This window comes from Rhodococcus sp. MEB064, assembly GCF_000834565.1.
In the GTDB taxonomy this organism is placed as follows: domain Bacteria; phylum Actinomycetota; class Actinomycetes; order Mycobacteriales; family Mycobacteriaceae; genus Rhodococcoides.
Window position 1 is genome coordinate 18995 of sequence record NZ_JXQS01000024.1, and the last position, 14002, is coordinate 32996.

The 14002-nt window shown below is 67.5% G+C and carries 14 protein-coding genes; 6 read left to right on the forward strand and 8 right to left on the reverse strand.

Translation table 11 applies throughout. The features are described 5' to 3' along the window. Positions 1-41 precede the first annotated feature (41 nt). The 6 genes from RU01_RS12260 to RU01_RS12285 form a co-directional block, all read right to left on the reverse strand. The gene (locus RU01_RS12260; protein ID WP_042574847.1) at positions 42-548 is read right to left on the reverse strand and encodes a mycothiol transferase; all 507 of its coding nucleotides are present in this window, start codon (positions 546-548) and stop codon (positions 42-44) included. A gap of 130 nt (positions 549-678) precedes the next feature. Further along, a complete protein-coding gene (locus RU01_RS22145) occupies positions 679-2211 on the reverse strand; it encodes a signal peptidase I (protein ID WP_052493258.1) in 1533 nt (510 codons plus the stop codon). Continuing rightward, complete coding sequence (locus tag RU01_RS12270; RefSeq protein ID WP_042574848.1) at positions 2204-2764, reverse strand: hypothetical protein; 561 nt, start codon at positions 2762-2764, stop codon at positions 2204-2206. Before RU01_RS12270 ends, RU01_RS22145 begins: the two co-directional genes overlap by 8 nt. Beyond that, positions 2761-3321 carry a signal peptidase I gene (locus RU01_RS12275; RefSeq protein WP_042574849.1) on the reverse strand — a complete coding sequence of 187 codons (561 nt, stop codon included), beginning with the start codon at positions 3319-3321 and terminating at the stop codon, positions 2761-2763. The genes RU01_RS12270 and RU01_RS12275 overlap by 4 nt, the downstream gene beginning before the upstream one ends. Then, positions 3318-3875 (reverse strand): hypothetical protein, encoded by a 558-nt coding sequence (locus RU01_RS12280; RefSeq protein WP_042574850.1) that lies wholly within the window; start codon positions 3873-3875, stop codon positions 3318-3320. The genes RU01_RS12275 and RU01_RS12280 overlap by 4 nt, the downstream gene beginning before the upstream one ends. A gap of 48 nt (positions 3876-3923) precedes the next feature. Further along, complete coding sequence (locus tag RU01_RS12285) at positions 3924-4478, reverse strand: alternate-type signal peptide domain-containing protein (protein ID WP_042574851.1); 555 nt, start codon at positions 4476-4478, stop codon at positions 3924-3926. 376 nt (positions 4479-4854) lie between these two features. Here RU01_RS12285 and RU01_RS12290 point away from each other — a divergent pair, with 376 nt between their 5' ends. The 5 genes from RU01_RS12290 (at position 4855) to RU01_RS12310 (ending at position 10654) form a co-directional block, all read left to right on the forward strand. Then, complete coding sequence (locus tag RU01_RS12290) at positions 4855-5664, forward strand: TspO/MBR family protein (RefSeq protein WP_042574852.1); 810 nt, start codon at positions 4855-4857, stop codon at positions 5662-5664. A 139-nt stretch (positions 5665-5803) separates the two neighbouring features. Continuing rightward, positions 5804-7402 carry an aldehyde dehydrogenase (NADP(+)) gene (locus RU01_RS12295; RefSeq protein ID WP_042574853.1) on the forward strand — a complete coding sequence of 533 codons (1599 nt, stop codon included), beginning with the start codon at positions 5804-5806 and terminating at the stop codon, positions 7400-7402. 115 nt (positions 7403-7517) lie between these two features. Next, complete coding sequence (locus tag RU01_RS12300) at positions 7518-8471, forward strand: 5-dehydro-4-deoxyglucarate dehydratase (RefSeq protein WP_042574854.1); 954 nt, start codon at positions 7518-7520, stop codon at positions 8469-8471. Beyond that, positions 8468-9730, forward strand: coding sequence for a glucarate dehydratase family protein (locus tag RU01_RS12305; protein ID WP_042574855.1), 1263 nt, complete (start codon positions 8468-8470; stop codon positions 9728-9730). The genes RU01_RS12300 and RU01_RS12305 overlap by 4 nt, the downstream gene beginning before the upstream one ends. Positions 9731-9763: 33 nt before the next feature. Continuing rightward, the gene (locus tag RU01_RS12310) at positions 9764-10654 is read left to right on the forward strand and encodes a LysR substrate-binding domain-containing protein (protein ID WP_042574856.1); all 891 of its coding nucleotides are present in this window, start codon (positions 9764-9766) and stop codon (positions 10652-10654) included. Here RU01_RS12310 and RU01_RS12315 read toward each other — a convergent pair. Together RU01_RS12315 and RU01_RS12320 are read right to left on the reverse strand one after the other, a co-directional pair. Then, positions 10651-11037 carry a universal stress protein gene (locus RU01_RS12315; RefSeq protein ID WP_042574857.1) on the reverse strand — a complete coding sequence of 129 codons (387 nt, stop codon included), beginning with the start codon at positions 11035-11037 and terminating at the stop codon, positions 10651-10653. The two genes, RU01_RS12310 and RU01_RS12315, sit on opposite strands and share 4 nt — an antisense overlap. Further along, a complete protein-coding gene (locus tag RU01_RS12320) occupies positions 11034-12032 on the reverse strand; it encodes a 2-hydroxyacid dehydrogenase (protein WP_042574902.1) in 999 nt (332 codons plus the stop codon). Before RU01_RS12320 ends, RU01_RS12315 begins: the two co-directional genes overlap by 4 nt. 403 nt (positions 12033-12435) lie before the next feature. On the opposite strand from RU01_RS12320, the gene RU01_RS12325 reads away from it, so the two are divergent. Then, positions 12436-13983 carry an ABC transporter substrate-binding protein gene (locus RU01_RS12325; RefSeq protein WP_042574858.1) on the forward strand — a complete coding sequence of 516 codons (1548 nt, stop codon included), beginning with the start codon at positions 12436-12438 and terminating at the stop codon, positions 13981-13983. The last annotated feature ends 19 nt before the right edge of the window (positions 13984-14002 follow it).

Below are 14002 nucleotides of genomic sequence, written 5' to 3' on the forward strand. Positions count from 1 at the left end.
GGGTGCCGTCGACACGGTCCCACGACGGTCCGACAGAACGATCACCGACGCTCGAACACTCCGCGGATGTACGCCGCCTGGCCGATGTGCTGCAGGTCGTCGGACACGACGCTGATCAGTCGGACGGCGAGTGTGACGGGTGGGTCCCAGTTCTCGTCGATCACACGGTCGAGGTCCTCTGCTGTGAGCGTGTCGAGGTACTCGACGGTGCGAGCGTGGACCGCGTCGACGTACCCGACGAGGAGGTCAGCGTCGACGTCGACCTTGCCCACGTCCTCCGTCGACTGCCCGTATCCGATGGCGTCGTCGTCGAAGGGGAGGCCGAACCTGTCGTTCCAGCCCTGCGCGATGTAGACCTGCTCGCTGTCCGCGACGCCGGCGATGTGGTCGTCCTGCACGCGCGCGAGGTGCCAGACCAGCCAGGCGACGGTGTTGGCCTCGGGGTCGATCCGGTACGTCAGCGCCGCGGGGTCCAGCCCGTCCAGAGTCTGGTGCACCGTTTCCTTGATGCGGTCGTACGCGTCGATCAGCACGCCTCTGTGGTCCACCGGTTGTCTCCTTCGTGTCGGTGGCCCCAGTGTGCCCGAGTTCGAGCTCCCTTACCCCTCGCGAGTACGTCGAAAGTGTCGCGAAGCAACCCCCTTTCGCGACACTTCGGACGTACTCGCGGGGTGAGGGTCAGAGGAGTGCGCTGATGTCCGAGGGGAGTTCGGCGGTCGACACCGCACTCTCGGTGGCGACGCCGTTCGCGACGACGATACGCGATACCCCCGCATCGGACAGCACGTAGAGGTCGCCGGTGTTCGAGAAGACGACGCCGGTGCCGTACCGCGCACTGGATGACACTGCGCGCGAGTAGAACGGCGTGCCGTCCGGTCCGCTGAGCGTCAGGGTGCTTCCCGACACCGATGCCGTCGTCGTGCCGCTGGTCGCCGAGCCGCCGTCCGCGACGAACGCGCTCGCCGGGGGTGGCGGCGGGGTGGTGCTCGTCGGCGGGGGAGGCGGCGGTGCTGCCGTCGTCGTGGTCACGGGAGGCGTGGTGGTCGGAGCCGGGGCGACGGTCGTGGTGGTCGTCGACGTGACCGGGGGCGCGGTCGTCGTGGATGCGGGCGCCGGAGCCGTGGTGCCGGGTGCAACCGTCGTCGATGGTGACGTTGCCGTCGTCGTCGGTGCGACGCGGGCGGCCGCGAGCGGCGCCGTCGTCGTCGTCGGTGTGACCGTTCCCGGGGTGACGCACGTCGAGATCCCGTTCGATCCCAGCGAGGTGACCGAAATACGGCGCGTCAGGGCGGGAGTCGACACGAACTCTCCGACGCGCGAGTAGAGCGAGACGGTGAAGTTCTGGAGCAGGGAGAGGATCTCGGCCGGGGGGTAACTCGACAGGGTGCCGGCCGGCAGATTGACGGTGCGCGACTGACCGAGCAGTGCCTCCGACTGGAACACGAGCCGGTAGCCGTAGAGCGGATCAACGGACGGCCAGGACAGCAGCGCTGCTCGGTTGCTTCCTTGGAGAGAATCGGTGCAGGTGAAGCTCGCCGGTCGGACCATCGTCGCCGCGGTCGGGACGGCCCGGGCTTGCGCAGTGTCGTTCAGGGCCGCCTCGGTTCCCTGTGTCGCCGCGAATCCGGGCACCACGACCACCGCCACGAGGGCTGCCGCGACCCCGGAATGCACTCGATGACGACCGGGCGGGACGGACGATTCCCTGCGGAGACTTGTCGGCCGTACAACGACGTACAGCAGAGCCGCCGCGGCGAGACCGCCGACGACCCACGCGAACGGTGTGGACAACCAGGACGCTGCGTAGCCCGCGTACGGGACGTGCGCGACGACCCGGTCGGCGGAAGACAGGATGTACGGATCGGCGTCCGGTGTGGAGTTGGCGTCACCCTTCAGGATCAGGACGGCGGTCTCCCCCTCGGCGAAGTCGACGCGGTCCACGCGGTGAGTGATGCGCGACCCGTCGGAGCGGACCACGCTGACCACGTCTCCGACCTGAACCTCCACCGCGGACGTCCCACGCGCGAGCGCCAGCGATCCGGTGGGAATCGACGGTTCCATCGAGCCCGATCGGAACACCAAGGGTGTCAACGAGAACACGGAGGCGCAGACCGCGAACACGATGCAGAGGGCGCCGAGCACGGCGGCGGCGGTGAGGGCGCGGTCGGCGACCCGGCGCCGCCGATCGGATGTATCGGACTGGTCAGGCACTTCCCACCCCCGTCGCAGCGAAGGTGAACGTCACGGTGTTGTTGACGCCCTGCAGGGTGTTGGCTGCGTTGATCGACAGATCGAACTGCACACACAGCGACTCGGTCGCGCCGACAGCCAGCGGGCGTGACGTGGTCAGGACGGGCGTCGTACCGCCCGTGCACGTGAGACCGGTCGCGACAGAACTGACGGCGACACCCGTGCCGGCTCTCACCGCGGTGGTCAGGCTGGTTCCGAGGCCGCCGGCCGACGTCACCGCTGTCGGGATGTAGGTGAAGGCGATGTTGCCGGCGTTCCGGACGTTCACGAGTGCCGCGGTCGACCTGCCGGGCAGGATGTTTCCCGCGGGCAGTGTGATCGTGGCAGGCGTGGGGGCACCCTCGGTTCCGTTGACGGTGATGTCCACCGACCCGGTGAGGAACTGGCCGGACGTCGTCGTCGATGACGTCGACCAGGCGGCGAGGGTCCCTACGGCGCCGAGACCGAACACGAGACCGGACGCCAGGATCGCCCGCACACGGACGCCTGCGGATCCGTCGAGGAAGGCGATCATGATGCGTGTCGCCCGGAGCGTCGACGGTCGCGCGCTGCCGAGACGAATTGCAGTGCGGCGTAGGCGACGAGCAGAGCCGCGCCGACGCCGACGACCGTGGTGCGCGTACTACCGGTCAGCCAGTTGTTCACGTAGCCCAGGTACGGGATGTCGTACCAGACTTCGCCGCGGATCTGTCCGGGCTGCACCGGGTTCGGGTCGGGCTGCGGATTGTTGTCGCCCTGCGTTGTGTAGACCCGGGCACCGTCCTTGTCCAGGCCTGTCGAGATGATGCGGTGCGTGACCACATCGGGCTGACCGGACGCGATCTGGTACGTGATCGCGGTGCCGACGCCCAGTTGCTCGGACGGGCGGATGACGACGAGGGTTCCCGGCGGATACGTGGGTTCCATGGACTGCGTGAGAATCGTGTACGGCTGAGCGCCCGCGACCTTGGGCACCACGACCGCCGCGAGCAGTACCCCCACGACTCCGATCAGCAGAACCCAGGACAGGATCGTCCCGATCCACCAGAGCGGGCCGGTGCGACGAGGCGTCGCATCGGAAGACTCGGTCATCGGGTCTGCTCCACGGCGAACGAGAAGCGGTGCGTGTAGGCGACGGCGCTGGTCGACGTGACCTGCGTCAGAACCGTTCGTATGCACCATGTCTGCGTTCCACCTTTCGGAAGAGCCTGCCAAGGACTCGTCGCGACAGTGGAGGGTGCGGACGACGAGAAGGTCGTGAAGGCTGATCCCAGGACGGTCGTCGACGTGCAGACACCGTCCGTGATGACGCCTCCCGACAGCGAGACGGTGGCGCCGGCGCCCGTCGTCGAGACGACGGGGCCGGCAGAAGCGAGTCGGAACCGGAGTGGAGTGTCCCCGGTGTTGGTGATCACCAGTGGTGCCTGCACAAATTCGTTCAGGGCAACCGGATCCTTCTTCAAGGCGCCGAACGTGTAGTTCGTTCCGTCCGGGGAACCGGTCGACAGCGAGATGGTTCCGGCCGTGACCGTCGCGCCCGCCACCGTCTCCTGGTCACGCCAGAGAGCACCGGTGCTCTGGACGGACCCGAACACGAGGGTGGCGGCGCCGACGACCGCCACCCCCAGCCACACCTTCCGCGGCACTTCGAGTCACCTCACTGGTTGTCGTTACGAATCAAGCAGACCGGCCAATTACGCTGTAGTGCGGGCGTTCTGCTGCAGGTTGATGCGAAAGTTGGTCAGATTGACCGAATCTTCCGTACCTACCTGATTCGGCGTCGTCTCCACGAAGGTGACCGTGACCGTGACGTCGACCGTACGGCCGTCGTCCGCCTCGGTGATCTGGTTGTTCGCGAGCGGAGCGCCGTTGTAGGTGGTCACGAGCGACACAGGAGTGTTCGCCGGCGTGAGTTCGCCGCCCCGTGTGATGGTCTGCGGATCGGCGGCGATCGTCGCGCGCAGGTTCTCGCCGTCGGCCAGCACCTTGTAGGACGCCTTGTACTGCAGAACGTCTCCGGGGACCATGCGGAACGTCGCGATATTCAGGTTGCCGGGGGTCTTGATTCCACCGGGTGACACATCGGTCCACACGCCGGCCGCCACCGGGGAGATGTCGAGGTTGCCGGCGGTGATGGTGCCGCCCTGCACGGTCTCCGAATCGGTCCACAGCGCGTAGCTGCCTGCGCCACCGAGCAGGAGGATTCCGGCGGCACCCGCAGCGAGGGCACCCTTCGTGGTCTTGTTCATGGGTTTCACTTCCGTCGTTGTCCTCCACGCCGGACATCGGCGCGGTACAAACCATTACTTCTAGATTTGATTACCCATTCGTTACACGAGCCAAAGCGGATGGGGGTGAAACTCGACGATGTCGGGATGCTGGTCAAACCGGCGCTGCCAGTGACGACTTGATATCGTTCGAGACGGTAATCATGCCTCGCACCTGCCCTTATCGAGCCATTAATGACCATTCTTTTCCTCAGGTGAAATGGTCTTGCCGTGCAGGGATCTGCACCATTGTCTGTCTGCCCGGCCGAAACTCGACCCGCAGAAAACTTCAGTTTTGTTTCGAGATTCCCGGTTTCGGGCATGATTGCGCCGTCGAACCCCCTCGCCAAGGACCCTCATGACACCTGACATCACTACCGCGACGCCCTCGTCGGACGTGGCCCGGCCGAGCTCCGTGTGGCTCGTCGTACTGAGCGCGATCGTGGCGGTGGTCGGTGGATTCCTCGGCTCCGGCGCTGTCGTCGGCACACCGATCGCGGAGGCGGCGGACGGTGCCCTCAGCGCCACCGCAACCCTCGTCGCTCCCGCCGGACCGGCGTTCTCCATCTGGTCGGTCATCTACCTCGGACTGATCGCGTACGCCGTCTGGCAGGCACTGCCCGCCCAGCGTCGGTCGGAGCGGCAGCGAGCACTCCGCGTGCCCATCGCCGTGACGATGCTGCTCAATGCCGCCTGGATCACCGTCGTGCAGTTCGGGCAGGTGTTCCTGAGCGTCGTCGTGATCGTGGCACTCCTCGCGAGTCTCGCGTTCGTTTTCGCTCGACTGATCGAGGCACCTCGAACGACTGCGGTCGACACGGTGATCATCGACGGCACGATGGGCCTGTACCTGGGCTGGGTGTCCATCGCGACAGTGGCGAACATCAGCGCCTGGTTGGCCTCGATCGGAGTCGAGTCCGCTGCCACCGCGTGGGCGGTCGTCGTGCTGGTCGTCGCGGCGGCCGTCGGATTGTTCCTCGCAACGGTGTCCGCGGGCCGCATAGCGCCTGCTCTGTCGTTGTCGTGGGGTCTCGGCTGGGCGGCGCAGGGACGCCTGTCCGGAGAAGTCCTGAACACCACGGTCGGATGGACGGCCGCGGTGGCTGCGATCGTGGTTCTCGTCCGCACGATCGCCGTGCGGGCGCGGCGCACCGCGACCTCACGCTGACGTTTGTGCGGTAGCCGGGGCGTCACCCCGGTCGATACAGTTACTGAATCGCTGTAGTGCAAATTTGACTTGGACTTGTATGACTGAGGGTCCTAACGTCAGTCGCACACGCACAACAGCGAGAAGGGCTGATCCACTGATGACTGCAACGGTGACGACGACCGCTCCCCTCACCGGGGAACTGATCATCGCCGGGTCCACCGTCCCCGGCACCGGCAAGACGATTCACGGCATCGATCCCTCCACCGGCACGAGCCTCGAGCCCGCGTATCGGCACGGCGCACTGGCCGACGTCGACGCAGCGTGCGCCGCCGCGGATCAGGCCTTCGACGAGTACCGCTCCACGACGTCCGCGGCACGCGCACAGTTCCTCGACGCGATAGCCGACAACATCGAGGCACTCGGCGAGACGTTGATCGAGCGAGCGGTGGCCGAGTCCGGTCTCCCCCTCGGCCGCATCACGGGCGAGGTCGGGCGCACCAGCGGTCAACTCCGCCTCTTCGCCTCGGTGCTGCGCGAGGGCAGCTGGAACGGCGCCCGGATCGACCCCGCCGTGCCGGACCGCGCTCCCCTGCCTCGCGCCGACATCCGCCAGCGCATGGTCTCGCTCGGGCCCGTCGTCGTGTTCGGCGCCAGCAACTTCCCGCTGGCGTTTTCCGTCGGTGGCGGTGACACCGCATCGGCTCTGGCCGCGGGCTGCCCCGTCGTCGTCAAGGCACACGACGCCCACCCCGGCACGTCCGAGTACGTGGGGCGCGCCATCACCGAGGCGGCGGCCGCCACCGGAATGCCCGCCGGCGTCTTCTCCCTCGTCTACGGCGACGGACCCACCATCGGTACCGCAATGGTCACCGACCCCCGGATCAAGGCCGTCGGATTCACCGGATCACGCTCGGGCGGAACAGCACTGGTACGCGCTGCTGCCGGTCGACCCGAACCGATCCCGGTCTACGCCGAGATGAGCTCCATCAATCCCGTCTTCCTGTTTCCCCACGCTCTCCAGACGCGCGCAGCGGACCTCGGCCGTGCGTTCGTCGGTTCGCTGACGCTCGGATCCGGCCAGTTCTGCACGAACCCGGGCCTCGTCATCGCTCAGGACGGCCCCGGCCTGGACGCGTTCGTCGCAGCTGCCGCCGACGCAGTCGCCGAGAGCGCCCCGACGACCATGCTGACCCCCAACATCGCGGCCAGCTACGGCAAGGGCGTCGAAGCGCTCGGCTCCGCCGCCAGCGAGGTCGCGCGCGGCCGTGCGACCGATGCGCCGAACGCCGGACGGGCAGCGCTCTTCAGCACCGACGCCACGACCTTCCTCGGCCAGGACGTGCTGCAGACGGAGGTCTTCGGCTCGTCCGGCCTGGTCGTCCGCTGCGCCTCCGCCGAGCAGGTCACCGCGGTGGCTCGCGCGCTCGAAGGCCAGTTGACCGCCACCATCCATGCCGACGCGGCAGACCATGCCGACGCCGGGCGCCTGCTCCACGTCCTGGAACTCAAGGCCGGGCGCATCCTCTTCGACGGATGGCCCACGGGCGTCGAGGTGGGTCACGCCATGGTCCACGGCGGCCCCTACCCGGCGACGTCGGACTCACGGTCGACGTCCGTCGGATCGCTCGCCATCGAGCGGTTCCTCCGACCCGTCGCCTACCAGGACGTTCCCACCGCCCTGCTTCCCAGCGCCATCGCCGACGGCAACCCCGACGGCATCTGGCGCCGCATCGACGGCCAACTCTCCCGCGACTGACCACCCAGTACCTCACTTCCCGCATCACCCGGCCGGCCTCCGGCCTTCCCGCTCCACACCGACCGGCCTCCGGCCTTCCCGCACCCACCCCACTTCTCGTACACCAGGAGATCTCATGCTCGACGGCGTCCTCTTCTTCCCCGTCACCCCCTTCACCGACTCCGGCGAGGTGGATCACGCGCTGCTCGCGGAACATATCGCGAAGGGTGTCGATGCCGGCCCCGGCGGCGTGTTCATCGCCTGCGGCACCGGCGAATTCCATGCACTCGAGACCGTGGAGTTCGGCGAGATCGTCGCCACCGCAGTGCGTACCGTGGCGGGTCGGGTTCCCGTCTACGCCGGCGCCGGCGGTTCCGTCGCCCAGGCGAAGATCTTCGCCCGGACCGCTCGCGACAACGGCGCCGACGGTCTCCTGCTGCTGCCGCCGTACCTGGTGACGATGCCGCAGGCAGGCCTCGTCGAGTACACCCGCCAGGTCGCGTCCGAGACCGACCTGCCCGTGATCGTCTACAACCGCAGCAACGCGCGCTACGACGAGGCATCCGCCGTCGAGGTCGCGCACTTCCCCACCGTCGTCGGATTCAAGGACGGCACAGGCGATCTCGATCGTGTGTCACGCATCGTCCGCGCAGTCCAGGATTCCCTCGCTCCCACCGGCAAGGCATTCCAGTTCTTCAACGGCCTCCCCACCGCGGAGGTGTCGCAGCAGGCCTACCGCGCCATCGGCGTCACGCTCTACTCGTCGGCGACGTTCGCCTTCGCTCCCGAGCTCGCCCTGGCGTTCTACACCTCGCTCGAGAACGGCGACGACGACCTGACCGACGCCCTGCTGCGCGACTTCTTCCACCCACTGGTGCGGTTGCGCGACTCGGTCCCCGGCTACGCCGTCTCTCTGATCAAGGCGGGCGTCACGCTGGAAGGTGTTGCCGCCGGCCCTGTTCGCGCTCCCCTCGTCGACGCCGCCCCGGCGGATGTCGAGACGCTCACCGCGATCATCGCCGCGGGCCGCGCCGTTCTCGCCGACGCACTCGCTGCGGACTCGGTCACCAAGGAGGCCGTGCACTCGTGACCGGACGCATCGCCTCTGTCACCGTCACACCGGTCGCGTTCGCCGACCCGCCGCTCCTCAACACCGTCGGTGTCCATCAGCCGTTCGCCCTCCGGGCGATCGTGCAGGTACGTACCGACGACGGGATCGTCGGTCTCGGTGAGACCTACGCGGACACCGCACATCTCGTGCGGCTGAACGCGGCGGCAGAGGCGATGCGCGGTGTCGACGTCTTCGCGCTGAACGTCCTGCGCACCGTGATCGACGACTGCCTCGCCGGCCTGTCGGTAACAGGCGGTGACGGCGTTGCCGGAATGATCACGACCGCCAGCACCACCGATCGCGTCTTCTCGCCCTTCGAGGTCGCCTGCCTGGACATCCAGGGCAAGATCCTCGGTCGGCCGGTATCGGACCTTCTCGGTGGATCGGTACGGGACACCGTGCCGTTCAGCGCCTACCTGTTCTACAAGTGGGCAGCGCATCCGGGCGCGGAGGACGACCGGTGGGGTGCTGCGCTCGATCCCGACGGGATCGTGCGCCAGGCCCGGACGATGATCGAGCAGTACGGCTTCGGTGCGATCAAGCTGAAGGGTGGGGTGTTCCCACCCGAGGAGGAGATCGCGGCGATGGTCGCGCTACGCGAGGCCTTCCCTGATCTCCCCCTGCGACTCGACCCCAATGCGGCGTGGACCGTCGACACCTCCCTCGAGGTCGCGTCGGCTCTGAACGGCGTCGTCCAGTACCTCGAAGATCCGACTCCCGGCCTCGACGGCATGTCCGAGGTCGCCCGAAAGGCCCCGATGCCGTTGGCCACCAACATGTGTGTCGTCGCCTTCGATCAGCTCGAGCCGTCGGTTCGGCGTGACTCCGTGGGCGTCGTCCTGTCGGATCACCACTACTGGGGCGGCCTCCAGCGGTCGCGTCTGCTGGCAGGTATCTGCGACACGTTCGGACTCGGCCTGTCGATGCACTCCAACTCGCACCTGGGCATATCCCTCGCCGCGATGGTGCACCTCGCAGGCGCCACGCCGAATCTCACGTACGCCTGCGACACACACTGGCCGTGGAAGACCGAGGACGTCGTGGTCCCGGGCGTTCTGCGCATCGAGAACGGCGCCGTCGCCGTACCCACGGGACCGGGGTTGGGCGTCGAACTCGACGAGGGCGCGCTGGCGAGGCTGCACCAGCAGTACGTCGACTGCGGGATCAGGGACCGTGACGACACCGGCTACCGGCAGAGTCTCGAACCCGCCTTCGTCAACTCTTCGCCGCGATGGTGACCGGCCGTTCACACGGTCGGCTATCTTGAGCCGATGTTCTCGCTCTCGCGTCTGACGTGCTTCATCGCCGTTGCGGAGGAGCTGCACTTCGGCCGCGCCGCCGAGCGGCTCCACATGACGCAACCGCCGCTGAGCCGACAGATCCAACAGCTCGAGAGCGAGCTCGGCGTCCAACTGATCGACCGGACTTCCCGCTCGGTGACACTGACCGCCGCCGGCCTCGCGTTCCTTCCCGACGCCCGCCGCATCGTCCGGCTGGCGGAGAGCGCTGCGCTGACCGTCAAGCGCGTCCCGGAAGGCGACCTGGGAACAGTGGTCATCGGATTCACCGCGGCGTCGGCCCACGCCGTTCTCCCACGGCTCCTCGCCGACGTCCGCGACACCCTTCCCGACGTCGAACTCGTTCTGCGCGAGATGGTCTCGTCCATCCAGATCGACGCACTGGCCAGCGGTGAGCTCGACCTCGGGTTGGTCCGTCCCACGGTGACCCGGCCCGGGATCACGACGCGGCCCATCCACCGTGAAGCGCTCGTGGCCGCGATCCCCGAGGGTCACGAACTTCTCGACGTCGAACGCCTCGCGGTGACCCACTTCGAGGATCAGCCGGTGATCATGTATTCACCCGTCGACGCCCGGTACTTCCACGAGCTGCTCATCAGCACCTTCACCGTCGCCGGCGTGTCTCCCCGCTACGTGCAGTACGTGACGCAGGTGCACACCATGCTGATGCTGGTGAGTTCCGGGCTGGGGTGCGCGTTGGTTCCGGCGTCGGCACGCACGATGCACACCGAGGGTGTGGTGTTCCGCGAACTCCGATCCAGCACCGAGAAGCCCGTACGGCTCAATGCCGCATGGCGTCACGACGCGACGAACCCCGCCCTGCACCGGGTGCTGGGCGACGTCGCCGCCGTGACGCAGCTCTAGCGGGCGACCTCGACGGGCGGCTTGACCGCCACGACGGGGCAGTGGGCGTCGAGAAGAACGCGCTGGGACAGGCTGCCCAGCAACAGCTTTCCGACGGGCGACCGGCGTCGCACTCCGATGACCAGGATCTCGACGTCCGGCTCGTACGACATGTCGACCAGGTTGTCGGCATGCGATCGGCCGGGAACCAGGTCGGCCACGCGCACCGCGATACCGTCGGCACCCGAGTCGGTCCGGGCGGCCATGATCTGCTCGTCCACCGACGACCGGTCGCCGTCGACCACGACGGTCACGTCGGTACCGCGCATGACGGCCTCGCGGAACGCGAACGGCAACGCATTGCGGTCCTCGACGGTGTCCGCGTATCCCACGACGACGCTCATGAGGTCTCCTTCTGTCCGGGCTGGAAGACCGGCGTCACGAGCGTGCCGTCGGCGAGGAACGAGTGAAGATTGTCGAGGGTCAAAGCTTCCATCGCCGCACGTGTCTGTACGGTCGCGCTTCCGACGTGCGGAAGCAGAACGACGTTGTCGAGGCGTCGGAGCGCTTCGGGAACCTCGGGTTCGTGGGCGAACACGTCCAGTCCGGCACCGGCCAGACGTCCGCTCTGCAGGGCGTCGACGAGGGCGTCCTCGTCGACGACGCTGCCGCGTGCGACGTTGACGAGGAATCCGTCGGCGCCGAGCGCGTCGATGGTCGCCTTGTCCACCAGCTGCTGGGTGTCCGGGCCTCCTGCGGCCGCGACCACCAGAACGTTCACTGCCGCAGCAAGTTCGCGGGGTGAGGAGTAGTAGTCGTACGGGCTGCCGTCGACCACGTTGCGATTGTGGTACCCGATGCTGCATCCGAACGCGTCGAGGCGATGCGCGATGGCGCTGCCGATCCGCCCGAGTCCGAGGATGCCGACCCGCGAGCCGCTGACCTGTCGCGCGAGCGGGGGCATGGGCTTCGTCGTCCACTCGCCGGCTCGCACGTAGCGGTCGGCCGCGGAGAACCCCCGCATCGTGTCGATGAGCAGCCCCAGCGCGGTGTCCGCTACGGCGTCGGTCAGGACGTCGGGTGTGTTGCTGACACCGATGCCGAGGCGACGAGCCTCGTCGGCGTCGGTGCCGTCGTATCCGACACCGAAATGCACGATCGCTCGCAGACCCGGCAGGAGTCGCATCAGGTCGGCGTCGACACCGACCCGGCCGGAGGTGACCACGGCGCGGACCCGGTCGGCGTGCTGCTCGAGGAAAGCGTCGCGGCCGTCGTCCGGCAGAACGAGCGCACCGCCGGCGCTGAGCGTCTCCATCAGAGACGGCTTCAGTCCGCCTACCCGCAGAACATCGGAATAACGCTGCGCATCAGCCGAACTCGGTGAGCCACCGTCGGTCATGCCGCCTCCTTCGCCAGTGCGCCGACCGTCGGGTGTGACGGCCTTCGTCCGGGTCATCGTATGCCCGGCGACGAATACCGGTCCAACACGCAATTAGCATGGATCAATACTCATCCAGCATTGATATGATCGCCGCGTGTGATGCAGCAGGTCAGAGCCTCGACGCTGTGACCCGGACCGCACGGGAAGGCCGTGACGACGTGAAAATCCGCTCTCAACTGCGATTTTGCGGGTCATCCGCTGTTGACGCTCACCGGCCACCCTCCTACCGTGTGTCTACCGTCACAGGCGGCAACGAACCCGCAACGTCTTTCTCGACCGGCCTCCGGCCTCCACGCCCCAGCGCGCGTCGACAGCCCCGACAGCACGCGCTAGGCAGAGCCCCACTCAGCTTGGAGAATTCATGAGATCCACCCGCGCCACATCTCTGGTGTCGGTGCTCGCTGCGTCGGCATTCCTGACCGGATGCACAGTCGCCAACTCGGACAGCGGCGATGCCGCAAGCCCGGACACCGTCCGGATCGTGCTGCCCCAGGAGCCCCCGACACTCGAGCCGTGCGACGTCTCCCTCACCGCCATCGGTGTGGTCGTCCGCTCCAACATCACCGAGCCCATGATCGAGCGTGACCCCACATCGGGTGACCTCGAACCGAAGCTGGCCACCTCCTGGGAGCGGACGTCCGATACGGAGTGGACCATCCGCCTGCGGGACGACGTCACCTTCAGCGACGGATCCACCTTCGACTCCGAGGACGCCAAGGTGTCCATCGAGCGAGCAGTGAACTCGGACCTGGCCTGCAACGTCGAGGGCTACGTCTTCGGCGACGACGATCTGACCGTCACGGCGCTCGACCCGACCACCGTGACGGTCGCCTCGCCGGCGCCGGACCCCATCCTCCCGCTGCGCCTGTCGTTCATCGAGATGGTGACCAGTGAGGTCGGCGACGCCGAGCGCACCCGTGAACCCATCGGCACCGGCCCCTACCGCATCGATTCGTGGGACTACGGGCAGCGACTGTCCCTGGTGCGCAACGACTCCTACTGGGGAGAGGAGCCCGAGTTCACCCGCGCGGTCTACCAGTGGCGCACCGAGGGTTCCGTGCGCGCAGCCATGGTGACCAACGGCGAGGCCGACATCGCCACCGGCCTCGGCCCCGAGGACGGGGCCGGCGACCTCGGTGCCGCCTTCCCGAACAACGAGACGACGGCACTGCGCATGCAGGCCACGACGCCGCCGCTCGACGACCAGCGTGTGCGGGAAGGCATCAACTACGCCATCAACCGCTCCGGCATCGTCAAGGCGCTGTTCCGCGGAATGGGTTCCCCCGCAGCACAATTGATCGCGGACGGCGTCGTCGGCTACAACGACGAGTTGACGCCGTGGCCGTACGACATGGAGAAGGGCAAGGCACTGATCGACGAGGCTCGCGCCGACGGTGTTCCCGTCGACACCGAGATCCGCCTCATCGGCCGCACCGGGCAGTTTCCCAAGATCAACGAAACCGTCGAGGTCATCCAGAACGCACTCGCCGGCATCGGCCTGAACGTGAAGATCGAGATGAAGGACACCGCGGCCACCGCGGAGTTCCAGGAACGCCCGTTCCCGAACGTGGGGCCGTACCTGCTGGTGATCCAGCACGGAAACCAGGCAGGCGACGCAGCGTTCACGATGGACCAGTACATGAGGAGTGACGGCTTCCAGAGCTCCTACGGCACAACCGGTTTCGACGAAGGTATCGACGAGGCCGAGGCACTCACGGATGAGCAGCGCCAGGATGCGTTCGCCGGGTTGTTCGCACGCGAACCCGAGGAGATCACGCAGATGGCGTACATCGCCCACATGAACGGTGTGTTGGCCAAGGACCCGCGCATCGACTACACCCCCGATTCCGCCACCGTCGACGAGATGCGACTGGCCGAGATGACTCGGAGTTCCGATGCGACCGACTAGCCCCACCCGCCAGCAGCCC

Excerpts from the sequence above, each read along its gene's own strand:
- RU01_RS12295 (WP_042574853.1), top strand. The coding sequence starts at position 5,804 with ATGACTGCAACGGTGACGACGACCGCTCCCCTCACCGGGGAACTGATC.
- RU01_RS12275 (WP_042574849.1), bottom strand. The coding sequence starts at position 3,321 with ATGACCGAGTCTTCCGATGCGACGCCTCGTCGCACCGGCCCGCTCTGG.
- RU01_RS12270 (WP_042574848.1), bottom strand. The coding sequence starts at position 2,764 with ATGATCGCCTTCCTCGACGGATCCGCAGGCGTCCGTGTGCGGGCGATC.
- RU01_RS12285 (WP_042574851.1), bottom strand. The coding sequence starts at position 4,478 with ATGAACAAGACCACGAAGGGTGCCCTCGCTGCGGGTGCCGCCGGAATC.
- RU01_RS12320 (WP_042574902.1), bottom strand. The coding sequence starts at position 12,032 with ATGACCGACGGTGGCTCACCGAGTTCGGCTGATGCGCAGCGTTATTCC.
- RU01_RS12310 (WP_042574856.1), top strand. The coding sequence starts at position 9,764 with ATGTTCTCGCTCTCGCGTCTGACGTGCTTCATCGCCGTTGCGGAGGAG.
- RU01_RS12300 (WP_042574854.1), top strand. The coding sequence starts at position 7,518 with ATGCTCGACGGCGTCCTCTTCTTCCCCGTCACCCCCTTCACCGACTCC.
- RU01_RS12325 (WP_042574858.1), top strand. The coding sequence starts at position 12,436 with ATGAGATCCACCCGCGCCACATCTCTGGTGTCGGTGCTCGCTGCGTCG.
- RU01_RS12315 (WP_042574857.1), bottom strand. The coding sequence starts at position 11,037 with ATGAGCGTCGTCGTGGGATACGCGGACACCGTCGAGGACCGCAATGCG.
- RU01_RS12290 (WP_042574852.1), top strand. The coding sequence starts at position 4,855 with ATGACACCTGACATCACTACCGCGACGCCCTCGTCGGACGTGGCCCGG.